This is a genomic window from Mesorhizobium sp. P171375 (genome assembly GCF_057786075.1).
The window spans coordinates 2,206,920-2,232,052 of sequence record NZ_JBYNWF010000001.1 but is presented as its reverse complement, the minus strand read 5'-3'; the positions used below and the strand labels follow the sequence as shown (position 1 = coordinate 2,232,052).

Sequence of the window (25,133 nt, the reverse complement as noted above, 5' to 3'; positions counted from 1 at the left end):
AAACTCACACCCGCGGCAGGATCACGGCCTCGGAAAGGCCAGGAGGCCTTGGACAGTGGACGGACGACGGGCCTGCGACCCCTTGTCAGGCAGTCGGCATCTAGGAGCATGGTGCCGCCGACTTGGGCATCGGCGATGGTCTGTCTTGGCGACAGAGTTCGCTTCAGGACCTTCGTCGTCTCGCGCGGCTGCCAGTGTCAGTTGACGATAACAAAATGTCCGCCCGGGGGCGAGCGCCTCACGCACCGCACGTGCCAGCCGCGGTCGGTCCGGGACGCCGTCGAAGGCGTTGGCCGTGAAGACGAAACCGACGGGGCGCGACACCAGAGTAGCGAGTTCATAGCGCGTAGCCGGCGACCAATAGCAATTGGTCGCGCCGGCGCCGGTCAGCCGGCGGTGCGCGGCCTTCAGCTGGTCGGCGTAGTGCGACGACAGGCGGGCGATCGTGGCGATCGGCACAGCCGCCCCGCAACAGAGGTCGACCACCTCCATGCCCGGCTTCAGCCCGGTTGTCGCAAGCGCCATCTTCGCTGCGGTCGCGCTTGTCATGCTGCTCTTTCCTGGCCTTTGCAAGAACACGAACCTCGGCTTCGGTCGGAATGGCAATGTGCGAAGGGCGACCCGATCTGCGGCAAGCTCATCGCCAGGGAAGAGGCGAATGATGGGCAGCCCCACTACCGCCTGATGACCACCGGCGGCCGCCGATGTTCCCAGCATTCGCGTTCCAAGGTCGGCATGTCGTGCTCCTCGCTGGCATAGCCGAGGCAGAAATAGCCGATCAGCGTCCATTCGGGCGGCGTGTCGAGAATTTCGGCCATCTCGGTCGCATCGAGGATCGACACCCAGCCCATGCCGATGCCCTCCGCCCGCGCCGCCACCCACAGTGTGTGCACTGCCATGACGGCCGAATAGTCGATGGTCGCCGCCATGGTCATGCGACCGAGCCCATGGCCTTGTCGGGTCGTGCGGTCGGCGAAGACCGCGAATTGACAGGGCGCCTCGTCGAGCCCGGCAAGCTTCAGCCGGGCATAGAGTGCGGCGCGCTCTCCCGAAAAGTGCGTGAGCGCCTCGGCATTGCAGCGCTCGAAGCAGTCTCTCACGGCAGTGCGCCGCTTGAGGCTCTCGACGACTACGAAGCGCCAGGGCTGGCTGAGGCCAACGGAGGGCGCAATGCTGGCGAGCTCGAGCAGGCGTTCCAGCGTACCCTCTGGCAGAGCCGTCGGCTCGAAGCGCCGCACATCCCTGCGCCAGCGCAGCAGCGTGATCAGCTCGGAGCGAAAATCGTCGGTGAAATCTGGAGTTGACGGCATGGCGGTCTCGTTAGGTATGGATTGGCATTAGGGAGTACAGTGTGGACAGCCTCTGCCTATTGCCAAGCTGGCTTGTTGCGTCCGACAATCGCGTCATGCGACCCCAACCGCAAACGATAGAAAAATCTTTCCTCGTGGGCGGCGCTATTACGATGCAATCGACCAAGCCAGTTTCGATCAGCTCGCACCGCGGTGAATCGTGTACCAGGCCGTTGCTAAATGCGCCATTGACACTCAGGCGCACCCGTATCGCTCACCAGGCCTCCGAATGCAGAGAACGTCGGCCTGGAACGCGGAGACGGCGACAGGCATCTCAGCTTGCATATGGTCGTTCCTGCCGCATCGCCTGCAACTCAGTTTGCTTCCGACCACGTCGGCCTCGACGTCCCCGAAGATTCCCCAGGTCATTCGGCAGATACCATCGTCTGACGTCATAGCGCCGCAGCGGACAGCACCAGCTGCCCAGTTTCATTTGGTGCATCGCTGAGCTTCCAGTCGCCACCGCAATTTCGTCTTCCACCAGCGTCAGGCCTGACCCAAATTGCAGCTCATCCCTCTCACAGTCAATTCGCGCTTGAATTATATGTTCTACTTTCGTTCACTGTTCGGACGACACATTAGAAAGAGCTGGAATGGAATCTATCATCAGCCTTCGACAGCCGCCAAAGGTGGCCGCTGTTCAAGCCCGCCGAAAAGTTTGGATGCCGTTCACAAGGGGAGAGCATTGGTGGGACCTTGCCGGCGCCATCTACCTCTTTGTTCTTCTCGGGGAACATCGCCCGGGCCAGTGGTCTCAATCGTGACCGGAGAGTAAAAATAACTGACGCGCATCAGGGCTCGCGCACGTGGAACGCAATGAGCATCCCCAGTTACTGGCACATTCTACAATCAGCTACCAACTGACAAACGTATGGCAGGAGACGGATGAGACGTGGACGGTGTTCGACCGTCGTACCGCAGAGTCGCCATAAGTCGCATTTAGGAGGTCCTGATATTTGATGCAAATGGCTGGGAACGTTGCTCACCCTCAACTCGGAGGTGACCGTTACCATAAACAGCGGATGGGCTGGTGCCGTCATGAAGTTGGAGGGCGACTTGCCTCCTCTAGCCGTTTTCGCAACCTATTCCGTCGCCGTCTCGGTCAAGATCATAGATATCGGTGCCTACGACAGAGACCGGCCCGTGTACGTATGCGGGACCATTGCCCTTTCCGGAGGAACAGTCGACATCGCTGGCGATTGGAACACAGGCGCCTGTGTAGTTAGGGTCGCAGGATTCTTGGCCATGAGCGCTGCTGATGAAGGACGCCAGACCCAGAGCGACCGCGCCTAGACGATGAAACCGCATCAAACACCCGCCAGCTAACACCAAAGAAATCTTAGCGGGCATGTTAGCTCCATGCAATATTAGCGCTGGCTTGGGCGCCTATATATCACCACCAAGCTCCAAAGAGATAAGTTATTGCCGCACTGCAATGATCAAGATCGCGTTGAGGGTCGCGCGATGGCGGGCTACTTGATTTCGGTTTGGCAGATGCGTGGCCAAAGACCGACGCGTGCTGCCAGGCATATGCATCTTCGGCGGGGTTTGACTTTTGATATTGCTAGGCAGGAAGGTCGCTAGCTGTACAGACCAGCTTATTACCGAGGTCGAGAATCCTAGTACCGATCGGTGGTAGTGCATCCACAGCAGTCTGATTTGACAGCCGTCGTCGAGCCGGAGTTCGCATCGCCCTCTGCGGTGAGGCCTCCGTAAGCGTCTGCGACGACCGACAGAGTCGACAAGCACGCGCTTCGTTCAGCGCCCCGAGGTGATCATGGCTGAAAGCGGCCCTACAAGGGCGGCCGATAGTAGCCTTCAAGGCCTACAAGAGGCAAACGCTGTGGAATCGTGTGCAGGGCGAGGTCGGCGGCCCGGTCCCGAAGGAGCATAAGAAGCCCGAATGGCTGAAGCCGGGACTGGTCCGCCGGTCACGAGGTCGGAGGGCGAAGAGAAGCTGCGCCTCGCGAGGCTACGGATTTCTGGGAGGATAACCAAAGAGCGCGGCCAGTCTTAGGTATATTGTACGATTGTTACCCAAGCGGCGGCCGCATGGACTCTCATCATCTTGGAACTACATTGCCAGAATGGCACAGCTCTTTGAATCCGCCCCAATGAGCGCTTCATTTCAGATGATCGTGGACCACTATGAGACAGCGGTTTCACTCCAGGAGCGCATTGTAACTCGCGCTCGACAAGTCGGCTTGGCGACCAAAAGCGATGACGAATTTCTGGAGCATCTGAATGCCGCGTTAGAGCGGGTGCGCCAAAGCTTGGCTCGGGCCGATTAACGTAATTGATTAAAAAATGGGACATCCGCGGTCGGCAGGCATACAGTGTGCCATCGACGGCAACTCTAAGGGCGTCCGTCGGCTGTGAGCGATCAACATGCTTCCGCCCCAATAGGGAGAGGGAGCTATGACAGACTCCAGTTCACAAACTCACACTGCCGCGCAACGCGACACCGGCCAAAATTCGATCTATCGCAATTCGCTGCTGCTACGAATGTGCTCGGCAGATTTGGCATTGCTGCAACCTCATTTCGAAAGCGTCTCCCTTGGGCTGAAGACGCATCTCGAAGTGGCGGGGTCACCAATCAGCACCGTGTACTTCTTCGAGAGCGGTCTCGGGTCAGTGGTGGGCGAGCTGCGGCCTGGTATCGAAGCTGAGATCGGAATCATTGGTTGTGAGGGCATGACCGGCTCAGCGCTTATCATGGGCGATGACCGGTCAACGCACGATTGTTACGTCCAATTAGAAGCCCGAGCCTTTGTTATCGACGCGGGCCTCTTCACCAAGGCGCTTCTGACAAGCCCAACCTTGCGAACCTTTCTGCTCCGCTACGTTCACTACTTTCACCTCCAGGCAAGCTTCACGGCGCTCAGCAATGCCCGGATGAACATAGTCGACAGGCTCTCAAGATGGCTGGTGATGTGTGATGATCGCGTCGACGGGAACAGCTTTGCGATTACGCACGAGTTCTTATCAGTTATGTTCGGTGTCAGGCGGCCCGGCGTCACCATAGCGCTGCAAACCTTGGAGGGCCAAGGTCTGATACGCTCAATGCGAGGAGAGGTAGTCATTCTTGATCGCGCGCGTCTAATTGCGCTGGCAGATGGGTCATATGGCAGGGCTGAAGCCGAATACGCTCGGCTAGTCGGCAAACTGCATTGATCGCAGGCGCCGCGGCGTCCGTAGCGCCGCGACGGTGATCGCCAACGAATGTGCTCGAACAGGAGATGGTCGATCTCCTGCATTGGAGTCACGTAAGCCGCCTAGACAGAGCCTTCACCGCCGACGTTGCCGAGCATCGGGATCCAAGACGAAGCTGTCATGCCGGCACCGCTGCATGCGCCGCGCGAGGAACAAACCGCCCCTCGCCTTCGTTCAGGATCCCGAAGCACGATACGGCTGTGCACCACCTTCCGGCCACTCAAAGGAGACCCGAGACGACTTGGTCCGTAAAGGAGGTTTTCGAAGAGCATCTGAGGCTTCGCGCGGCAGGCGATATCGAGGAGGATCTCTTGGGCGCACTGCCATCTAACCTCGATTAAACAGGCACTGATGCGCTGGCTGGAGCAATGGCGAGACTCATTGCACCAGCCAAGTTCAGGGCATGTGCAGACAACCGCCTTTGGCCCGGAACAGATCGATTGGCGGCATAGCCTTATCTTCCCTCACAACGGGAAGGCTGTTTCGGGACTTTTCGAAATCAGCGGATCACAGGCTCGCCATGGAAGCGGCGGCGCGATGGAGGAGAAACGCCGAAGCCAACTTCCATCATCAGCCGTGGCCTGTGCGACGGCACGGTGCCCATATGGAACCCGAACGGATCCTCGACGAAACCGAAACCGGCCTTGCCGGTCAGCGTGACCGGACTCTGCTTGCCGTAGACGTCCAGAATCTCTTGCGCTGGATGGCCGACGACAAGCGTAAATTGGTGCTTGAGGGCGCGGCGATCATGGCTGCCGCGAACATAGATATGCGGGCCGGTCCCCTCGTCGACGGGCACCAGATAGAAAAAGAACTTCAGCATCCGCCAGTCGTCCAGGTCGAAGTGGTATTTGCCGAGCGAAGCCAGGTTCTTGTCCGCGTCCGACGCCTGGCCGGTCGGGAAGCTCCACCAGACGCGCGTCGTGATCAGCGTCGCCTGGCCGCCGAGATAGTGCGCCGCTATATCCATGAGCAGCGGATCGTTTTGGATGGCAACGGCCGACTTACAGCCCAGAATGCGCTCGAAATAATGGCCGCTGAGCAACGGACGGCCAAATCGCGCCTCAGCCTCCGCATGCTCCGCCGGCATGAACTCGAGTCGGCGATCGAAATTGCCGAAACAAGGTGTGCACCTGGCGAATGCGGCTACATCTTCAGCCACCATTGCAGGCAGGACAAGGCCGGGAAAAAGCCCATCCATCCGCAGCGCGTCGACAACGTCGTGGCAATTGACACCGGCAAACATAGTGTCCTGGGCTCTTTGCGGCCTTCGGACCGGCTTTGCACCACGCCAGTGCATTCTCCGTGCCGGCATGGTGCGCGCCAACATGAACATGGGCAGCCACGCCGGGTTCTCGCGAATATCCGACAGGTAGGTCGGAATGCGTACGGCTATGCGACGCAGCATGCTGCCGTTTCGCGCGATTGTCTCAAGGCTTGCAGCGCCGGCTTTGTCGGAGTTCATAACGGTCATCGGGGTCCTCAGGTCATGAATGCACTTATCGACGAAGTTGGGTCCCGGTGTTTCGCCGAAACCCGATTCGCCGCGGAAGAACTAGGCGCTTGCCACGTTTTGTGCAACGCACCATTGCAGTGAGAAAATGGAGGTTGCGCGTTCGTTATAAGACAATCGCAACCACTCCAATTACCTCAGGAACTGTCTGTAGCCGCCGCCCATCAGGTAGCGGCCGCGTTGGATGGCGCGACGTACCTGATCGCGAAGATGGCCGCCTGGATGACGCCAATCTTCTTCGACACGGCGTCTCCCGAACAAGGCAATGGCGACCTCCTGATGAGATGCTCCCGCCAGCGAGCCATCCAAAGCCTGCAGTACAATACGCAGACGCGCTCCGCGGTGTTCCGGCGGAAAGCAAGCAGCTGACACGCGGCGGCAATCATTGATGTCGTTCAGGAACTGAAGGGCAGCGACATGGAACTTGAGGTGCTGCGGCTGAAGGATCGCGTCGACATATAGCCGCAACGGGCGGAGGACGGACGCACCGGAAACGGCGATCTGCAGACTCCGGCAGTTCTCCCTCAGCAGCACGTGCTGCATGCCCGCAGCTGTCAGCAGGATGTCCTTGCAGCATGAGAGCGAAGAAAGGTGAAGCGGTTCAAAATCGTGGTCGAGCCCCAGCGGCTCCGCGGCCGCTCGTAGAATACAGGCGCAATCGCGCGGATCCCAAAAGACCCTCGCCGATGTAGCGTCCGACTGTGGCGCGTCCGCGAAAAAGGAGGCTCCATTGTCTTAGGAAAGCTGATTCTGTCGTCAACTCGATTATCTTCATGTCGGCCTGGGTTCCGACAAAGCAGGCGGACGGTGCCATTTTGGCGTGGTCGCGCTGGAATTGTGGATTGCGCCGAAGAAACTCCCAGGCCCAGCCAGTGCGTGGCAATCGTCTGGCGTAGTGGTAAGCGTCCTGGCGACGCCAGTCCGGCCAGCATACAAGGCCGACCGTCGCTTCCTTGGGCAAACCAGCATCCTTCATGGCACAGGTGTCCACAATGGCGCTATGCTGACGGGCCTAGAACCGGTTGCCACAGTACCGGTCCGCTCAGACGTCCCCTGCTGCGGATGCGCAAAAGGCTCGCGTGGGAAATCTCGAGAAACCCAGCCACCGCCTCCGTTTTGCCGACGCACTTGGGTTCTCCGATGCGCGACAATGGCCACGTAGCAAGGCGGAGGATCCGCTCCATGCGCGTGTCCGTCACCGTTACGATCCGGGTCAGATCCTTGGCCAAGCCGAACTCGATCATGCCCGCGAAGAGCTCGTAGGTCGCCTGGGCCAGCCCGCCCGCTGCCTTGGGCGCCGACGGAGGAAGATCGAGCGCGAAACGACTGCTCTCCCATATGTCGGTGGTCGAGGGCACGACGTCAGCACCCAGCAGCACCGGGAAGGTGTCGCGCAACATTGTGGGTCCGGTGCTGGGCAAAAGACGCACGCAACCGCGAATTCGCCAGTCGGATCCTTTGAGGAGCAGATAGACAGGCTTGAGAGCATCAAACGGATCGGATTCCATCTGGTCTTCGGTATCAACTTCCCAATCGAGCCTTTCCTTGAACACCCGAAACCTGAGCCCGTGCATCTCTTTGAGCTCGCCTGCAAAATCACTGTAAAAGTCTGGTGCTATCAGTTGCATCATGGTCGCCTCCATGTGGGATGTGTTCCCGCCATCGAAGGGCAAAGCTGACAGCGATGCAGCCTGTAGAGGTTTACAGGTATCGTGGCTGAGAATCAGGATCTCGTCAGGCCGGAGGCAGCCATTCGTGCAACGGCTTGGTTGATCGTTCGAACGCCAAACTTTGCCTTGGCGTTTTCCAGATGAAAGGTCACGGTGCGCTTTGAGACGCCGAGAAGCTGGCTAGTATCCCAAGCCGACTTGCCGCGCGCCGCCCATTTCAGACACTCGAACTCCCGCGGGGTGAGCGTTACACCATCCACCACGCGATGATCGGCGAGCCTTCGCCGGACATGGATATGAAAGTTGATGGCCACCAGCTGCAATGCTTTTTCGTAACGTGCCAGTGACCGCAACAGAGGCGGACGGGACTCGTCGGAAGCAAAGGTCAGGGCAGCAAACCGGCCGAGATGATCATGCATGGACATCGTCAGGTCGCCGCAGATGCCAAACTCAGCCGCACTCTCTAGAATTTGTTGCTGCGAATTCGGCAGACCGTGCCGAGCGCGATCCACACCCCAATCGAATGTATCCCAGCCTTGCAGCCCGCGCAGGATGACCGGATCGAGACTGTGGTACCGCTGTTGCAGATAACGTGACGTCCAGGATGAAGGATAGTTTGAAATCAATTGGGGGGCGTCGCCGGAGGCTGACGGGTAGGTGAAATAGGCGAATAGCGGGAAGTCGAAGCCGGCTGCAGCGGAGGCCATTGCCTCACAGAGATCGGCAGCATCAACACTTGCAGACAGTTGCTCGACGAAGTTCTCAAACACGCGATGCATGTGTCCTGTGCGTAACCTCCGTAACACTCAATGCCAGGCAGAGACCTTGTTTTAGATGATCCCGGACGAATACGGCGCGTGCCGAGAACGTGGCTAATCTGTTGAACCAATCCGAAATAGTCTGACGTTGTCTATGAGCCGTGTGCCGCCGAGCCAGGCGGCGGCAAGCAACCGTGCCGGTCGATCGAGGCTTGTTATCGGGTGCAGATCTGCCTCATCGCGAAGTTCCAGGTATTCGACCTCGCGATAGCCTGCAGCCAGAATTGCTGCGCGAGATTCTGCAAGCGTTGGCAGGATGGGTGAGCCGCGCTCAAGCCGCTCAGCCGTCTTGAGCAGGACCGATGATAGCTTGGGAGCAACAGCGCGTTCCGCTGGCGAGAGCCGCACATTGCGCGATGATAACGCAAGACCGTCGGCTTCACGGACTGTCGGACAGGCAACAATGGTGATTGGAATATCCAGATCCCGGGCCATGCGCCTGACCAGGTGAATTTGCTGAAAGTCCTTTTCGCCAAAGAAGCCGAAGTCAGCGCTGGTCTGCAGGAAGAGCTTGGCGACGACGGTCGCCACGCCGTCGAAATGCCCCGGCCGGAATGTACCGCACAGGCCTTCGCTGACACCGCAAACCGAAACGGTGGTGGCGAAGCCCGCCGGATACATCTCCTCTGCATCTGGCGCATAAAGCAGGTGCGCGCCAACCGGTGCCAGTTTGGCGGCATCCTCGTCCTCGGTGCGGGGATACGCGGCAAGATCGGCCTGGCTGTTGAATTGCTTCGGGTTGACGAAGAGCGTCACTATCACACGGTCTGCCTTCTCGAGTGCAGCGCGCACCAGGCTGAGATGGCCCTCATGCAGGACGCCCATCGTTGGCACCAGGGCTATCCTCACACCTTCGCAGCGCCATGCGGCGACGCTTTCGCGAAGCTGGTCAACGCTCCTGACGATCGGCACGCTCACGCTGCTTCTCCGCTCTTGGTGGCGTCCGTGTCGGCGGGCTTGGGCGCATCGGCAAACACGTGCTCTGCGGCGGGAAACTGGCGCTCCTTCACCTCGCGCGCATAGGAAGCGATCGCAGCCGCAGCCGCCTCCCGGAGTTCAGCATAGCGCTTGACGAACTTGGGCCGGAAGTCGCCGAAGAGGCCCAGCATGTCGTCGACGACGAGAATCTGGCCGTCACAGGCTGCCGAGGCACCGATGCCAATGGTCGGGGTCGCCACCTCCTTGGTGATCCGGCGGGCGAGCGCCTCAGGAACCTTCTCCAGGACGACCGCAAAGGCGCCCGCTTCGCCCACCGCAATTGCGTCGCGCCTGATGCGCTCGGCATCCCCGCCCCTGCCCTGTACGCGGTAGCCACCGATGGTGTTGATGGCCTGCGGCGTCAATCCGACATGGGCCATGACGGGCACGCCGCGTGCGGCGAGGAAGCCGATCGTCTCTGCCATCGCTTCGCCGCCTTCGAGCTTGACGGCCGTGCAGCCGGTCTCGGCCATGACGCGCGCGGCATTGCGGAAAGCCTGCTCTGGGCTTTCCTCGTAGGAACCGAACGGCAGGTCGACCACCATCAGCGCCTGCTTGATGCCACGGCGCACCGCCTGGCCGTGCGTGATCATCATCTCCAGCGTGACACCGAGCGTCGAGGGCAGGCCGTGGAGAACCATGCCGACGCTGTCGCCGACGAGCACCACATCACAATGGGGATCGACAAGCCGGGCGACTGGGGTGGTGTAGGCGGTAAGGCAGACGAGCGGCGTCCCACCTTTGCGCGAACGAATATCCGGCGGTGTGATCGCCCTGGTGTCACCATAAGCGCTCATGGGACCCTCCTTCCCCTACGTTACCAGCTGCGGCTGTCGCCTTTGGCACATTTTTGTGCAGGTGCGAAGAGCAAAAAAATGGCCATGCAGCTGCGGGGTGTTGACGTGCCAATTGGCACGCTTACACTAAATCGATTAAGGTGCCCCCGAGTTGGCCAAATAATGGACGATCAGGCAATAGGACTCAGGAAAGACAGAGCCGCCGGCAAGGCCGACAACGTCAAAGTGGACTTGATCGCCTTTGTGGTCGCCGTAAACGGCAGTCAACCCTGTGTCCTCACCATCGGCCAGGCGGACACCTTGCCCTCCGGTCCCTTTGCGCTTGAGCACCGATCGCTGCAATCCGGCTTGAGGGGGTGGGTCGAGCAGCAAACCGGCCATCGGCTGGGGTACATTGAGCAACTCTACACGTTCGCGGATCGGGATCGCATCGGCGCCGAGCGCCAGCAGCGCGTCATCTCCATCAGCTATCTGGCATTGACGCGCAAGGAACAGGCAGCGGGCTCGCCCAAGTGCGGATGGCAGAGTTGGTATGAATATTTTCCATGGGAGGACCACCGCTCCGGCACGCCTGCGGTCGTGCTGGACGTTCTGCGGCCGCGCCTGATCGAATGGGCAAACGGGGTTGGCGATTCGGCCACGCGACGTGAACGCTGGCAGCGGGCGACGATAGCCTTTGGCTTCGACGACCGCCTTTGGAACGAGGAACTCACGCTTCAACGCTATGAGTTAGTCTACGAAGCAGGCCTGGTCCAAGAGGCCGTAAGAGGGCGGGACGCAGGACCCCCGCCGCTGGTGCCCAGCAAGTCCATGGTCGCCGATCATCGCCGCATCGTGGCGACCGGCATTGCGCGGCTGCGCTCCAAGATCAAATACCGCCCAGTCGTCTTTGAGCTGATGCCGCCGGTCTTCACGCTTTTGCAGCTGCAGCGAACCGTGGAGGCGCTCGCCGGCAGGCTCATCCACAAGCCGAACTTTCGGCGACTGATCGAACAGCAGGAGCTGGTCGAGGAGACCGGAGAGGCCACCACTGAGACCGGCGGCCGGCCAGCGAAGCTTTTCCGTTTCCGCCACGCCGTTCTCGACGATAGGCTCATCGCCGGGACAAAATTGCCGCTGGCGCGGGGTTGACATCCCTTATACTCACAGCAAGTATATGCTGGTTATTTTCAGTTAGAGTATAAGCGGGAGGGGGTCGATGGGCGCCATGCTGCCTACGGCCGCGTTGCTCTACGAGCGCGTCCGACGAGTGATCCCGCCGATTGAATGGCCGGCTTTCGCCGAGGATATCGAGGCGATCCTTGCGCTGAAGCGCGAGCGCAACGCGATCATCCTGGCGCACAATTATCAGACGCCCGAGATCTTCCACTGCGTGGCCGACATCGTCGGCGACAGCTTGGCACTAGCCCGCACGGCTGCGACGGTCGAGGCGCAAGTCATCGTGCTGGCCGGCGTCCATTTCATGGCCGAAACGGCCAAGCTCCTCAATCCGGGCAAGACCGTGCTCATTCCGGATCTCAGCGCCGGTTGCTCGTTGGCGGACTCAATCACGGCAGAAGACGTGCGCTTGATGCGCCAGCGTTATCCCGGCGTTCCGATCATCACTTATGTAAATACGTCCGCCGAAGTGAAGGCCGAGTCGGATATCTGCTGTACATCCGGCAACGCCAAGGCGGTCGTCGAATCCCTTGGGGTTCTCCGGGTGATCATGTTGCCGGACGAATATCTGGCCCAGAATATCGCCGCTCAGACAGATGTGCAGATCATCGCCTGGAAAGGGCGTTGCGAGGTGCATGAGCGCTTTACACCGGCCGACATCCGCGAGTTGCGCGAAAGCCATCCCGGCGTGGTCGTGCTCGCCCATCCCGAATGCCCGCCCGACGTCGTTGCTGAAGCAGATTTTTCCGGCTCGACGGCTGCCATGTCCGACTATGTCGAAAGGCAAAGGCCGCCACGTGTCGTGCTGATGACGGAATGCTCAATGAGCGACAACGTCGCGTTAGCGCACCCAGAGGTCGAGTTCATCCGGCCCTGCAATTTGTGCCCGCATATGAAGCGGATCACGCTTGCCAACATCCGCACGGCGCTCGAGCAGAACCACCATGTCGTAACCGTCGAACCCGGGATCGCCGGGCGCGCGCGGCTAGCGGTCGAACGGATGCTGGCAGTTTGAGCGCCGACCTCCGCAGCTTCTTCGGGCGGCCCATCATCATCGGCGGCGGCATCGCCGGACTGATGACCGCGCTTCAACTGTCGCCGGAGCCGGTGCTTCTTCTGTCAAGGTCGCTGCTGGGAGCTGACAACTCGAGCACCTGGGCCCAGGGGGGCCTGGCTGCAAGTTTCGGCGAAGACGACGATCCGGCAAGGCACCTGGCCGATACGGTTGCCGCCGGGGATGGTCTCTGCGACAGAGACGTGGCGAGCCGCATCCTCCAAGCCGCGCCCAAGGCCATAGAGGGGCTTGCGGGCTTTGGGGTTCGCTTTGACCGCACGCCGGAAGGATCACTGTGCCTCGGATTGGAGGCCGCACACAGCCGACGTCGCATCGTTCATGCGCATGGGGACGGCACCGGGCGTGAGATCATGCGTGCGCTGATCGCGGCTGTGCGTTCCACTCCGTCGATAGTTGTCGTGGAGGGCGTGGAAGCGCGCCGGCTCGCAGTGCGAGAGAATGCGATCCGAGGCGTCTGGGCGAGCTGTTCGATCGCACCTTTCTTCTTCGGCTCACGGCGGGTGGTTCTCGCCACCGGTGGCATCGGGGGACTGTTTCTCGACACCACGAACCCTTGGGGCAGTTGCGGACAAGGCCTTGCGCTTGCGGCCCGCGCTGGAGCTGTCCTAGCCGACCTCGAATTCATTCAGTTCCACCCGACCGCGCTTGACGGCCCAGAACGCCCTATGGCGCTGGTCAGCGAGGCTGTGCGAGGCGAAGGTGCTGCCCTGATCGATGAAACCGGCCAGGCTTTTCTCCAGAGCGTGCCCGGGGCGGAACTTGCGCCTCGCGATGTCTTGGCCCGCGCCGTGTGGAACCATCTTGCGGACGGCCACCATGTTTTTCTCGATGCCCGACAACGGCCAGGCCCGGCATTCGCTCGACATTTCCCGACAATCGCATCAGCCTGCCTTGGAGCGGGCATCAATCCCGCGCGCGATCTCATCCCCATTCGTCCGGCCCAACACTACCACATGGGTGGCGTTGCCGTGGACAGCTCGGGCAGGACCTCCGTCAAGGGGCTGTGGGCCTGCGGCGAAGTCGCTTCGACAGGACTGCATGGCGCCAACAGGCTCGCCAGCAATTCCTTGACGGAGGCAATCGTGTGCGCCCGCTGGGTCGCTGAAAGCGTCGCCGGAACGCCTGCGCGCAGAACAAGGCCTGCGTTTGCGAACGTTTACCCACCGCCCGCTCCGATAGCCGTGCGCGTTTTTCTGTCGCGCGCACTCGGCATCGTCCGGGATGGTCAAGCGTTGAAAGCAGCCGCGCGTGCCTTATTGCCGCTCGCCGAAAGCAAGGATGCGGTCTCGGATCCGGCGGCTGTCGGGCTAATGATTGCTGTTGCCGCCTTGTTGCGCGAAGAAAGCCGCGGCGCTCATTACCGGACAGATTTTCCTCATCATGCGACTGCCGCCCGACGGTCCGAAATCACGCTCGAAGCCGCCTTGGCGGCTGCGCGGGAACTCGGACACTCGCCAAGCTCCGAAGGTGCAAAGGGATGATGCTCTCACCGCTCCCCACGGTCCTGCTTGAGCCGCTTGTACGGGCATCTCTTCTTGAAGACCTTGGCAGAGCCGGCGACTTGACCACGGACGCCATCGTCCCGAAGGAATGCCAAGCGGGAACCGTGTTGGTGGCGCGACAGTCCGGAGTTGTCGCCGGCATCGATCTGGCGATGCTCGCTTTCGGCTTGATTGATCCTGGTGTCGAAATCTCCGTGGAGCGGGCAGACGGCTGCAATGTCGTGGATGGAGAGGTCATTGCATCAGTGGTTGGCCCGGCCCGGGCCATTCTCACAGCCGAAAGGACGGCACTCAATTTTTTGTGCCATCTGAGCGGCATCGCCACAGCAACGGCATTGATGGTCGCTGCGGTTCGTGGATATGGCGCGAAGATCGTCTGCACCCGCAAGACGACGCCCGGATTGCGGGCAGTCGAAAAGTATGCCGTGCGCGCAGGTGGCGGGTCCAATCACCGCTTCGGCCTGGACGATGCAATTTTGATCAAGGACAACCACATCGCCATCGCAGGCGGCGTCCGGCCAGCGCTCGAGCGAGCACGAAGAGCGGCCGGTCATCTCGTCAAGATCGAAGTCGAGGTCGATACTCTGGCCCAGTTGGAGGAGGTACTTGGCTTCGCTCCCGATGCGGTTCTGCTCGACAACATGTCCCTCCCCGATCTTCGCCGCGCCGTCGCAATGGTCGGTGGCCGCGCTATCACCGAGGCTTCTGGCGGGATCACGTCGCATACAGCGCGAGCGGTTGCCGCGACCGGCGTTGATCTGATTTCGGTCGGCCGACTCATCCACAGCGCGCCGATCCTGGATATCGGCCTCGACCATCGGGGCTCATGATTGTCTGAGTAACGAACAGGATTGGGTCAACTGTCCTTTCCGATCATCATAGTCAGATAGCAAAGACCCGCAAGACAGACCGGAGGAACAGCATGGAGATGCAAACGGCAAGTTCAACGCAGACACCGCCACAGGCCAAATCTCTTGACCCCCCTGACCCTGGAGCGTGGACCTTGGAGAAGGCTCAGGCACTTTACCATGCCCCCTTCAACAATCTCCTCTTCCTGGCGCAAACGGTGCACCGCCAGAATTTCGATCCAAACAAGGTCCAGCTCAGCCGGCTGCTCAGCATCAAGACCGGAGGATGCCCGGAGGATTGTGGCTATTGCAGCCAGTCGGCGCGTCACGAAACCGGGTTGGAGGCGTCCAAGCTGATGGATGTCAGGCGCGTCATCGCCGAAGCGACCAAGGCGCGTGATGCCGGCGCCACCCGTTATTGCATGGGCGCGGCCTGGCGAAACCCCAAGGCGCGCGACATGGATGCGGTGGTGGCGATGGTCGAAGGCGTCAAGGCGCTGGGCCTGGAGACCTGCATGACACTCGGCATGCTCGATCTTGAGCAAGCCGCTCGACTGAAGCAGGCGGGCCTCGACTACTACAACCACAACATCGATACGTCAGAACGCTACTATAGCGAGATCATCGGTACGCGGAGCTTTGCCGAGCGGCTCGAGACGCTTGACCACGTTCGCAAATCCGGCATCAAGGTCTGCTGTGGAGGCATTGTCGGCATGGGCGAGGAGCCGGTGGACCGGATCGACATGCTGGTGACGCTGGCCAATCTGCCGGAACATCCGCAAAGCGTTCCGATCAACATGCTGATCCCGATCGCCGGTACGCCGCTTGCAGACGCCAAGCCCATTGAGCCGATCGAATTCGTGCGCGTGATCGCGCTGGCGCGCATCATGATGCCGAAATCGCATGTCCGTCTGTCCGCCGGCCGCACCGCGATGACTGACGAGATGCAGGCGCTGTGCTTTTTTGCCGGCGCCAACTCGATCTTCTTCGGCGACACGCTGCTGACGGCGGACAATCCCGGTGAGGACAAGGATACCCTGCTGTTCCGGCGCCTTGGCATCGATCCGATGGAACTCGAGGCGCAATGAACGGGGCGCCGCTTGCCCGTTATGATGCGACCTTGCAGGGGCTAGCGCGCAAGGACCGGCTGCGGACGCTTTCGCCCCGGGCCGGGCTGGACTTCTCGTCGAACGACTATCTCGGGCTGGCCGCGTCCAGAAGACTTGGCGATGCGGTTGTGGCGGCGATTGCGCGGGGCACGCCGGTTGGCGCCACCGGGTCGCGGCTGTTGCGCGGCAATGCACCGGAACACGAGCAGCTCGAGGCAGACGCGGCGGCATTCTTTGGAGCCGACCGCGCGCTGTTCTTCGGCAGCGGCTACATCGCCAACTTCGCTCTGCTGAGCGCCCTGCCGCAGAAGGGCGATCTTTTGGTTGTCGATGAGCTCGCCCATGCCAGCATGCATGAGGGTGCGCAGGCCGGGCGCGCACAGTTCGTGCTGGCCGCGCACAACGACGCCACCGCTGTCGAGGATGCGATTACACGTTGGCGCGTCGCAGGCGGCATGGGATGCGTCTGGATCGCGGTGGAAAGCCTTTACAGCATGGATGGCGACTGCGCGCCTTTGGAGAGCCTGGTCGCACTTGCCGATCGGCACGGCGCATTCATCGTCATTGATGAGGCGCATGCCACCGGCGTCTGGGGACCGGATGGCCGGGGGCTTGCCGCCGCTTTCGAGGGCCGCGACAACATCATAGCGCTCCACACCTGCGGCAAGGCGCTCGGCGCATCTGGTGGGCTCGTCACCGGGCCGAGGGCACTGTGCGAATATCTGATCAACCGTTGCCGGCCATTCATCTACGCAACCGCGCCATCGCCACTGATGGCGGTCGTGGCGCGCGAGGCACTCGCAATGCTCGCCGACGAGCCTATGCGGCGTGTTCAGCTGCATGAACGCGTCGCCAGCGCCGGCCGGTTGGTCAATCGCTGGGGTGTGACACCAAGTGGCTCTCAGATCCAGCCCTTAGTAATCGGCGATGTCAGGCGCACCATGGCAGTGGCGGCGCGCCTGCAGGCCCGCGGCTTCGACATACGCGGCGTTCGTCCTCCGACCGTGCCCGAGGGCACGTCGCGGCTGCGCATCTCACTGACGCTCAATATTGGCGAAGCCGACATTTCCGCCATGGTCGAGGCGCTGGTCGAGGTGTTGGCCGAAACATCACCGGAGGCGATATGACCCAACGCATCGTCATCACCGGAACGGATACCGGAGTTGGCAAGACCGTGTTTGCGGCTGGGCTCGCCGGTTTGCTGGACGGCTTTTACTGGAAACCGGTGCAATCGGGCCTCGACGGCGAGACCGACAGCGAGGTTGTCGCGCGGCTTGCCGGCTTGCCCTCAGAGCGCGTGCTGCCGGAAGCCTACCGCTTGCGGAGCCCGCTGTCGCCGCATCGTTCGGCCGAGATCGACGGCGTGGCGATCAAGGCTGCCGATCTTGCTTTTCCCGTCCTACCGACGCCGCTCGTCATCGAAGGCTCCGGCGGCCTAATGGTGCCGCTCAACCGGCGCACAAGGTTAATCGACATCTTCGCTGAATGGCGGCTGCCCGTTATTCTGTGCGCCCGCACCACACTCGGCACCATCAACCACACCTTGCTATCGGTCGAGGCGCTCCGCGCCCGCTCCATCCCGTTGGCGGGCATCGCTTTCATCGGCGATGAGATGGCCGATACGCAACGGACCATCGTGGAATTCAGCGGTGCCCCGCAGCTCGGCAGGCTGCCGCACCTCGATGTGCTGACGGGGAAAACACTGAGGGACGCAATGGTTGCCGGCTTCGCCTTCGCCTCGATTACTGGAGGTGACTGATGTCGCAGTCTCATGTGTGGCATCCCTTCACCCAGCACGCACTCGAGCCTGCGATCCCAGAAATCGTCCTGACTGAGGGCGCCTATCTCCACAGGGCCGACGGCGCCCGCATCCTGGACGCCATCTCCTCCTGGTGGGTCGTCACACATGGCCACCGCCATCCCCGCATCATGAAGGCAATCGAGACAACCGCGTCGAGCCTCGACCAGATTATCTTTGCGGGCTTCACGCACGAGCCGGCAGAGCGCTTGGCCAAGGCGCTTGTCGGCCTCGCTCCCGCTGGACTCGACTGGGTGTTCTATTCCGACAGTGGCTCGACCTCAGTCGAAGTCGCGCTGAAGATGGCGCTCGGTTATTTCCGCAACATCGGCGCGCCGCGCTCGCGCATCGTCGTCATGGAGCACAGCTATCATGGTGACACGATTGGAACGATGAGCGTCGGTGCGCGTGGCGTGTTCAACGCCGCCTATGAACCCTTGCTGTTCGAGGTCGACATCATCCCCTTTCCGGCCGCGGGGCACGAGCAGGAGACGCTGGATCGTTTCGAGGCTGTGACCCGCGATCGACGAGCCGCAGCCTTGATCGTCGAGCCGCTGGTGCTGGGCGCCGGCGGCATGCTGATGTATCCAGCATCGGTTCTGGCCGAATTGAAGAAGATCACTGAGGCCTCCGGCTCGCTGCTGATCGCCGACGAGGTGATGACCGGCTGGGGACGCACCGGAACCATGTTCGCCTGCGAGCAGGCATCGATTTCTCCAGATATCCTGTGCACCTCCAAAGGCTTGACCGGCGGCACCATCCCGCTGGCCGTAACGCTTGTCACCGATGCCATCTTCCGGGCGCACTATTCCGAGGACCGGAAGAAGACGTTTTTCCATTCGAGCTCCTACACCGCCAATCCGATTGCCTGTGCGGCAGCACTCGCCAATGTCGAGATCTGGCGCGACGAGCCAGTGGCCGGGCGGATCACGGCCTTGAGCGTGATGCAGGCCGTCGGGCTGCAACGCTTTCGGGACAATCCATATTTTGCCGACTGTCGAGCCACGGGAACGATCGCGGCGCTCGACCTGCGAACCGGTTCAGCAGGTTATCTCGCCGAGATTGGTCCGAAGCTGCGCGCTTTCTTCCTCGAGCGCGGCCTACTTGTGCGCCCGCTCGGCAATGTCCTCTACCTTCTGCCACCCTATTGCATCGCAGGCGACGAGCTCGAACGACTATATGACGCCATCGAGGAGGCCGGGGAACGCTTCGGGTCAAGGCCATGAGCAAGTCGTCGCGCATTCTCGGACTTGGCCATCACGTGCCTGGGCGCAAGGTGGCCAATGCCGAGATCGAGAGCAATCTCGGCCTCGAGCCGGGCTGGATCGAAAGGCGTACCGGAATCCGTTCGCGCTTCTGGGCAACGGACGAAGACACGCTGTCGGGTCTTGCCACCCGGGCTGGCGACATGGCGCTGGTGAACGCCGGTATTGCGCGCCACGACATCGGTCTGCTGTTGCTTGCCACCTCGACGCCCGACCATCTTCTGCCGCCAAGCGCGCCGCTGGTCGCACACAAGCTTGGCCTTGGCCGCGCAGGCGCGGTCGATCTGACCGGCGCCTGCGCCGGCTTCATCTATGCGCTCATGTTTGCGGACGGGTTCACCCGCCTGCATGGCAAACCAGCGCTGGTCATCGCCGCCAACATCCTCAGCCGCCGCATCAATCCAGCCGAGCGCGCGAGCTCAGTCTTGTTCGCCGATGCCGCCGGCGCCCTGGTGATCGGTCAGTGCGATGATGCTGATCGGGGCATTCTCGGTGCCTCGGTGGCTTCGGACGGCTCGCGCTACGGGCTGATCCAGATTCCCGCAGGAGGAAGCAACACGCCGTTCCATGGCGACCTCGACCTCGGGCAGACCCGGATGACGATGACCGACGGGCCCCAAGTGTTCGCAAAGGCCGTCGAGATGATGACCGATTGCTCGACAGCCGCGCTAGCCACTGCGGGAGTGCGGCCACACAATGTCGGCCGGTTTGTGCCGCATCAGGCCAATACTCGGATTTTCGGCGCGGTCGGAAGAAACCTCGGCATTGCGGACCAAGCAATTGTCAAGACGATTGCCGAATACGGCAACTCTTCGGCCGCGACGGTCCCGCTGTCGCTCTCGCTCGCCAACCAGATGAAGCCATTCCAGCCAGGAGAGAAAATCCTTCTGGCGGCGGCGGGTGCGGGTCTCAGCGGCGGCGCTCTCGTGGTTGGAATCTAGCCGGCCGGCTCACGCGCGCAGGATTGGTCATGAATGGCAATAGGAGCAACAGAACCAATGCCAAAAAATGGCCTTCTGAAGCTCGACATGACCAAGCTGACGCAGCACGACCCGTGCGAGCCTCTGGATGAGTTCAAATGCAACACCCGTTGCACCAATCGTACCATCTGAATAAAGCTCAATTACAAAGGGTGAGCCGCCCCATATATGTCGGATACCCGACATTGTTCACATAAAAGGCTCGATGCTTACACGCTCTTTGCTGGCTGCTCTTTGCTGTCTTCTCTTTTCTCTTTGCTCTTTGCTCTTCCGTCTTGACTAGCAGGAGCCTGCGGCTTATCTCATTGCCGCGTTAGCACTCGCTTCGGCTGAGTGCTAGGCATGCTCCGGCAACGGAGCACCGTTCAACATCCGCACCAAGGAAATCCAAAAATGGCAAAGTCGAATTTCCGGCCGCTGCATGACCGCGTGGTCGTACGCCGGGTCGAATCCGAATCCAAGACCGCCGGCGGGATCATCATCCCGGATACGGCGAAGGAAAAGCCGCAGGAAGGCGAGATCATCGCCGTCGGCTCCGGCGCTCGCGACGAAGCCGGCAAGCTGGTCCCGCTGGACGTCAAGGCCGGCGACCGCATCCTGTTCGGCAAGTGGTCGGGCACCGAAGTCAAGCTCAATGGCGAAGACCTTCTGATCATGAAGGAATCCGACATTATGGGCATCATCGGCTGATTATCGGCCTCACCGTCAACTGAATTTCGGGCTTGATCGCAAGCCCCTGCCAGGAGCTAAAAAATGGCTGCCAAAGACGTAAAATTCTCCCGCGACGCGCGCGAGCGCATGCTTCACGGCATCAACATCCTCGCCGACGCGGTGAAGGTGACCCTCGGCCCCAAGGGCCGCAACGTCGTCATCGACAAGTCGTTCGGCGCACCGCGCATCACCAAGGACGGCGTCACCGTCGCCAAGGAAATCGAACTTTCCGACAAGTTCGAAAACATGGGCGCGCAGATGATCCGCGAAGTTGCTTCGAAGACCAACGACATCGCCGGTGATGGCACCACGACCGCGACCGTCCTGGCGCAGTCGATCGTCCAGGAAGGTAACAAGGCCGTTGCCGCCGGCATGAACCCGATGGACCTGAAGCGCGGCATCGACCTGGCCGTGACCGAAGTGGTCGCGGCTCTCGGCAACGCTGCCAAGAAGATCAAGACCTCCGAGGAAGTTGCCCAGGTCGGCACGATCGCCGGCAATGGCGACGAGTCGGTCGGCAAGATGATCGCCGAAGCGATGCAGAAGGTCGGCAATGAAGGCGTCATCACGGTTGAAGAAGCCAAGACCGCCGAGACCGAGCTGGAAGTCGTCGAAGGCATGCAGTTCGACCGCGGCTATCTCTCGCCCTACTTCGTCACCAACGCCGACAAGATGGTTGCCGAGCTCGAGGACGTCTACATCCTCCTGCACGAGAAGAAGCTGTCCAACCTCCAGGCCATGCTGCCGGTTCTCGAAGCCGTCGTGCAGACCTCCAAGCCGCTGCTCATCATCTCGGAAGACGTCGAAGGCGAGGCTCTGGCCACGCTGGTCGTCAACAAGCTGCGCGGTGGCCTGAAGATCGCCGCCGTCAAGGCGCCGGGCTTCGGTGATCGCCGCAAGGCCATGCTGGAAGACATCGCCATCCTCACCGGTGGCCAGGTCATTTCGGAAGACCTCGGCATCAAGCTCGAGAATGTCGGCCTCAACATGCTCGGCCGCGCCAAGAAGGTGTCGATCTCCAAGGAGAACACCACCATTGTCGACGGCGCCGGCAAGAAGGACGAGATCCAGGGCCGCGTTGCCCAGATCAAGCAGCAGATCGAAGAGACCACGTCGGACTACGACAAGGAGAAGCTGCAGGAACGTCTGGCGAAGCTCGCGGGCGGCGTCGCGGTGATCCGCGTCGGCGGCGCGACGGAAGTCGAAGTCAAGGAAAAGAAGGACCGCGTCGATGACGCCCTCAACGCGACCCGCGCGGCCGTGGAAGAAGGCATCGTTGCAGGCGGCGGCGTCGCACTGCTGCGCGCTTCGGCCAACATCAAGGTCACCGGCGTCAATGCCGACCAGGCTGCCGGCATCAACATCGTTCGTCGTGCACTGCAGGCTCCGGCCCGTCAGATCGCTTCGAACGCAGGTGCGGAAGCTTCGATCGTTGCCGGCAAGATCCTCGACAACAAGGGCGCGACCTACGGCTACAACGCCCAGACCGGCGAATATGGCGACATGATCGCCATGGGTATCGTCGATCCGGTCAAGGTCGTTCGCACTGCCCTCCAGGACGCGGCCTCGGTCGCCGGCCTGCTCGTCACCACCGAAGCCATGATCGCGGAGGCTCCGAAGAAGGAGTCAGCTGGCGGCGGCATGCCTGGCGGCATGGGCGGCGGCGGTATGGGCGGCATGGGCGGGATGGGCGGTATGGATTTTTAATCCAGCCCCTATCAACTTACAGCGGACAGGGCGGCAGCAATGCCGCCCTTTCCTTGTGTGCCGAACATGATCGAAACCTTGGAGTGCGTCCCGAGGATCTCGTTCGAGCCTCACCGCATGGTCGAGAATTAGGATCTTGTCTGATCGAGCAATTCGCGGGCTCAACCTGGTCAAACCGGCGCCCCCTACGAACTGCCCGATCCTTGAGGATTCCGCTGCGCCACAATCACGATGATTCATTCAGTTGGTAGCTATTGGCGGTGAATCATGAGGGGCATTGAGGAGCGTGGCAAGGCGATCCATCTCGGCATTTAACTCCATCGAGCGTGATATCAGGGACAATTCTCTCATCGGAACCGGCGGCTGGCGTTGAAGGACCCGGTGAATCACCCTGATCTATAGTGGAGCAGACGCGCTCTGAGCCTCAAGAGCGTTTCCTCCTCTGAGTATCCTTGATCTGCCGCTGGACATTCTCGTTGATATTGCTGAGCGGCTCAGCCCGATGGATCTGCTGAGGATTTCGCACACAAATCAAGAGCTGCGTGTCGCCGCGATGATAGTCGCAACGCCTCAAGAAAGGCGGATTCAGGTTCAGGCCATCTGTGGCAGCCCTTGCAACCGGGCTCCAGCAGCGTCTCGTCGTCATGGCCGAGGGGCCTCGTGACCCCGACGACTGCGCTACGGCCTTGTGGGGCCTCGGAGCGGGCGTTGCAGCGCTTGCACCCGAGCTCCAGCGGCGTCTCATCCTCCTCGCCGAAGGGCTTGAGCCCAGGTGTCAGACCATTGCCCTGGAGGGCCTCGGAGCAGGCGTGGGTGGCGGACATAGCAGCCTGTCCCATACCTATGAATACGTTTGGCTGAAGCAGACCGATGGCTGCGCGTCGAAGCCGAAGCCGTCGAGTTCGCGGACAAACGGGAACTGCGCGATCTTGCTCGACATGAGCGTGTCGAGCTGGTCGCGGATCGCCGTCAACTTCAGCCGATCCAGGATTGCGATCAGCAGGTCATGATCTAGGGTCGTCATCACCAGCTCCCTCCGGCCGCCGCTTCGTACTCGGCGAGTGGCCGCAGCAAGGTGGCCGGGGGTGATCTTGATCCGCTCGGCGCGCACCGGCCCTTCGAAGCCGGCAACGCCGACAAAAGGCTCTGTCGCAAACCTGGAAATGGGGTTGTGAACGGCCATTTCGGCCTGTCCGTCAGGCAGCGAGGAGATCGAAACAGCGATCGACAGCCTTGTAGGCATACCTCGCCTGTCGCTTGCCCATCATGTGGATCATCTCGATGCCGGAGAGGATAACCACGTCGTTCGCATGCGACTTGAAGCCGATAGCCTGGTCGAAATGGCGGCCCTTGAACATCACGTGCTCCTCCACAGCTGAGGCGTTTTTCTTGCCATGCTCGCTTACAAAAAGGTTTGCGACAGAGCCGTTCGAACCGCATGCCGACACCATCGTCAAGGGCGGCCGCGATGTCCATTATGGCCACAAGCTCACCCTGACGACGGGCAGGCAGTCTGTTCTTTCAATTTAGACCAACTATGCGGATGCCGCCTCAGTCAATTCAAGAATGTAACCAATGCCGCGCATGGTCGTGATACGTGGCGTTGCACCTGACCTTCTCAGGTGTCCACGTAAGCGATAGATTCCGACTTCAAGCGCGTTGGCAGATACCTCGTCGTTGAACGAATAGAGGTGATCTTCCAACTGCGCACGAGGCACGATGCGGCCTGCACGGATAAGCAGATGCTCTAAAATACATAGTTCGCGGCGTGCGATCTTCAGAGGATGACCCGAGACGGAAACCTGTCGGCCGATCGGATCGAAATTGAGATTGCCAAATACAACGATGGGGTCGGTCACCTGTGTCGACCGGCGCAGAATGGCTCTCATTCTGGCGATGAGCTCATCGAAAGAGACGGGCTTGAGCAGAAAGTCGTCCGCGCCACCGTTGAAAATTGCAATCCGCTTCTCGAGATCGTTGATGCTACTCATAATGAGGGTTGGAACTGAATGCCCGTTGCTCCTTAGCTGTCTCAGCCAGCCCAAGCCATCGCCATCTGGCAGAGCCAACTCCAGCAGGAGAATTTCATAGGTTGCGCAACAAAATGCCCTCGATGCCTGTTCCAGGTTGCCAACTACATCAACGGCAAAACCGCTATCCCCGAGCGCAACTCGCACAGCGCGCGTAAGATCCACATGATGATCAATGAGCAGCGTTCGCATTTCACGTCCTATCAAGGTCGGACAGGTCACCGTCCGCTGTAAGACCGGGGCGACAGCGGAAGTCGCGCAACTCTTCGTAGTGTTCGTAACGCTCTTTCCGATGGGTGATCGCGGGAGCATGCAAGCCGCACGCCTGCAATAGTCGGGGATGGAACACGTGAAGACCTGTTGACGGGCTGAAACCGTCGGTCGGCGGGCCCACAATGCCACCGACTCTGCCTGCGATTTCTCTGCGCATCGATCCTCCTATGGGTTGCGTCGCAACATCCAGCTGAGGTCGCAAGGGCAGGTTGCGGCTTTGTTCATTGAGAGGACCCCCTGGAGGCAATACCAGGAGGATTCCCTATATGGCACTTCCCGATTTACCACCGGTCATTCCGAACCACGTTCGGCGGCTTTGAAGACACTCATTGAGCGCGG

The 25,133-nt window shown here is 60.9% G+C and carries 23 protein-coding genes and 1 pseudogene; 12 read left to right on the top strand and 12 right to left on the bottom strand.

Features of this window, described 5'->3' with window-relative positions; all coding sequences use genetic code 11:
- Window positions 1–21: 21 nt before the first annotated feature.
- Window positions 22–549: a class I SAM-dependent methyltransferase gene (locus ACYHH6_RS10640; RefSeq protein ID WP_352592787.1), complete on the bottom strand. Its 528-nt coding sequence runs from the start codon at window positions 547–549 to the stop codon at window positions 22–24.
- Window positions 550–674: 125 nt separating this feature from the next.
- Window positions 675–1,310 carry a 5,6-dimethylbenzimidazole synthase gene (bluB, locus tag ACYHH6_RS10635; RefSeq protein WP_352561188.1) on the bottom strand — a complete coding sequence of 212 codons (636 nt, stop codon included), beginning with the start codon at window positions 1,308–1,310 and terminating at the stop codon, window positions 675–677.
- A 2,457-nt stretch (window positions 1,311–3,767) separates the two neighbouring features.
- Here bluB and ACYHH6_RS10630 point away from each other — a divergent pair.
- Window positions 3,768–4,523 (top strand): Crp/Fnr family transcriptional regulator, encoded by a 756-nt coding sequence (locus tag ACYHH6_RS10630; RefSeq protein WP_352592784.1) that lies wholly within the window; start codon window positions 3,768–3,770, stop codon window positions 4,521–4,523.
- Between the two features lie 538 nt (window positions 4,524–5,061).
- Here ACYHH6_RS10630 and ACYHH6_RS10625 read toward each other — a convergent pair.
- From ACYHH6_RS10625 to panB, 7 genes are all read right to left on the bottom strand, one after another.
- Window positions 5,062–6,036 (bottom strand): hypothetical protein, encoded by a 975-nt coding sequence (locus ACYHH6_RS10625; RefSeq protein WP_023708080.1) that lies wholly within the window; start codon window positions 6,034–6,036, stop codon window positions 5,062–5,064.
- A gap of 171 nt (window positions 6,037–6,207) precedes the next feature.
- A complete protein-coding gene (locus ACYHH6_RS10620; protein ID WP_023673629.1) occupies window positions 6,208–6,618 on the bottom strand; it encodes a DUF2285 domain-containing protein in 411 nt (136 codons plus the stop codon).
- A 58-nt stretch (window positions 6,619–6,676) separates the two neighbouring features.
- Window positions 6,677–7,051: a transcriptional regulator domain-containing protein gene (locus tag ACYHH6_RS10615; RefSeq protein WP_352461172.1), complete on the bottom strand. Its 375-nt coding sequence runs from the start codon at window positions 7,049–7,051 to the stop codon at window positions 6,677–6,679.
- 22 nt (window positions 7,052–7,073) lie between these two features.
- On the bottom strand, window positions 7,074–7,706 hold the full coding sequence (locus ACYHH6_RS10610) for an acyl-homoserine-lactone synthase (RefSeq protein WP_023707030.1): 633 nt from the start codon (window positions 7,704–7,706) through the stop codon (window positions 7,074–7,076).
- 92 nt (window positions 7,707–7,798) lie between these two features.
- Complete coding sequence (locus tag ACYHH6_RS10605) at window positions 7,799–8,524, bottom strand: LuxR family transcriptional regulator (RefSeq protein WP_352592781.1); 726 nt, start codon at window positions 8,522–8,524, stop codon at window positions 7,799–7,801.
- A gap of 93 nt (window positions 8,525–8,617) precedes the next feature.
- Window positions 8,618–9,481, bottom strand: a complete 864-nt coding sequence (gene panC / locus ACYHH6_RS10600; RefSeq protein WP_023740408.1) for a pantoate--beta-alanine ligase — start codon at window positions 9,479–9,481, stop codon at window positions 8,618–8,620.
- Window positions 9,478–10,338, bottom strand: a complete 861-nt coding sequence (panB, locus tag ACYHH6_RS10595; protein WP_023707031.1) for a 3-methyl-2-oxobutanoate hydroxymethyltransferase — start codon at window positions 10,336–10,338, stop codon at window positions 9,478–9,480. The genes panC and panB overlap by 4 nt, the downstream gene beginning before the upstream one ends.
- Before the next feature lie 162 nt (window positions 10,339–10,500).
- Between panB and ACYHH6_RS10590 the strand changes: the two genes are divergently transcribed.
- From ACYHH6_RS10590 to groL, 11 genes are all read left to right on the top strand, one after another.
- Complete coding sequence (locus ACYHH6_RS10590) at window positions 10,501–11,469, top strand: NUDIX hydrolase (protein ID WP_023673634.1); 969 nt, start codon at window positions 10,501–10,503, stop codon at window positions 11,467–11,469.
- 67 nt (window positions 11,470–11,536) lie between these two features.
- Entirely contained in the window at window positions 11,537–12,511 is a 975-nt protein-coding gene (gene nadA / locus ACYHH6_RS10585; protein WP_023673635.1) for a quinolinate synthase NadA, read from the top strand.
- Complete coding sequence (locus ACYHH6_RS10580) at window positions 12,508–14,052, top strand: L-aspartate oxidase (protein ID WP_352592778.1); 1,545 nt, start codon at window positions 12,508–12,510, stop codon at window positions 14,050–14,052. The genes nadA and ACYHH6_RS10580 overlap by 4 nt, the downstream gene beginning before the upstream one ends.
- Window positions 14,049–14,903 (top strand): carboxylating nicotinate-nucleotide diphosphorylase, encoded by an 855-nt coding sequence (gene nadC / locus ACYHH6_RS10575; RefSeq protein ID WP_352592775.1) that lies wholly within the window; start codon window positions 14,049–14,051, stop codon window positions 14,901–14,903. The genes ACYHH6_RS10580 and nadC overlap by 4 nt, the downstream gene beginning before the upstream one ends.
- Window positions 14,904–14,995: 92 nt before the next feature.
- Complete coding sequence (gene bioB, locus ACYHH6_RS10570; protein ID WP_031203143.1) at window positions 14,996–16,009, top strand: biotin synthase BioB; 1,014 nt, start codon at window positions 14,996–14,998, stop codon at window positions 16,007–16,009.
- Window positions 16,006–17,157 (top strand): 8-amino-7-oxononanoate synthase, encoded by a 1,152-nt coding sequence (locus ACYHH6_RS10565; protein ID WP_023673639.1) that lies wholly within the window; start codon window positions 16,006–16,008, stop codon window positions 17,155–17,157. The genes bioB and ACYHH6_RS10565 overlap by 4 nt, the downstream gene beginning before the upstream one ends.
- Window positions 17,154–17,789 carry a dethiobiotin synthase gene (bioD, locus tag ACYHH6_RS10560; RefSeq protein ID WP_023673640.1) on the top strand — a complete coding sequence of 212 codons (636 nt, stop codon included), beginning with the start codon at window positions 17,154–17,156 and terminating at the stop codon, window positions 17,787–17,789. The genes ACYHH6_RS10565 and bioD overlap by 4 nt, the downstream gene beginning before the upstream one ends.
- Window positions 17,789–19,054, top strand: coding sequence for an adenosylmethionine--8-amino-7-oxononanoate transaminase (locus tag ACYHH6_RS10555; protein ID WP_023673641.1), 1,266 nt, complete (start codon window positions 17,789–17,791; stop codon window positions 19,052–19,054). Before bioD ends, ACYHH6_RS10555 begins: the two co-directional genes overlap by 1 nt.
- Window positions 19,051–20,034: a beta-ketoacyl-ACP synthase III gene (locus ACYHH6_RS10550; protein ID WP_023727895.1), complete on the top strand. Its 984-nt coding sequence runs from the start codon at window positions 19,051–19,053 to the stop codon at window positions 20,032–20,034. The genes ACYHH6_RS10555 and ACYHH6_RS10550 overlap by 4 nt, the downstream gene beginning before the upstream one ends.
- A 432-nt stretch (window positions 20,035–20,466) precedes the next feature.
- Window positions 20,467–20,763, top strand: coding sequence for a co-chaperone GroES (gene groES / locus ACYHH6_RS10545; RefSeq protein WP_019863563.1), 297 nt, complete (start codon window positions 20,467–20,469; stop codon window positions 20,761–20,763).
- Between the two features lie 63 nt (window positions 20,764–20,826).
- On the top strand, window positions 20,827–22,491 hold the full coding sequence (gene groL, locus ACYHH6_RS10540; RefSeq protein ID WP_286460910.1) for a chaperonin GroEL: 1,665 nt from the start codon (window positions 20,827–20,829) through the stop codon (window positions 22,489–22,491).
- A gap of 865 nt (window positions 22,492–23,356) precedes the next feature.
- Here groL and ACYHH6_RS10535 read toward each other — a convergent pair.
- The 3 genes and pseudogenes from ACYHH6_RS10535 to ACYHH6_RS10525 all read right to left on the bottom strand — a co-directional run.
- Window positions 23,357–23,515: pseudogene (locus ACYHH6_RS10535) on the bottom strand (ATP-binding protein); the annotation flags it as partial.
- A gap of 172 nt (window positions 23,516–23,687) precedes the next feature.
- On the bottom strand, window positions 23,688–23,849 hold the full coding sequence (locus ACYHH6_RS10530; protein WP_373432818.1) for a hypothetical protein: 162 nt from the start codon (window positions 23,847–23,849) through the stop codon (window positions 23,688–23,690).
- A gap of 177 nt (window positions 23,850–24,026) precedes the next feature.
- Window positions 24,027–24,713 carry a response regulator gene (locus ACYHH6_RS10525; protein WP_023673698.1) on the bottom strand — a complete coding sequence of 229 codons (687 nt, stop codon included), beginning with the start codon at window positions 24,711–24,713 and terminating at the stop codon, window positions 24,027–24,029.
- Window positions 24,714–25,133 lie beyond the last annotated feature (420 nt).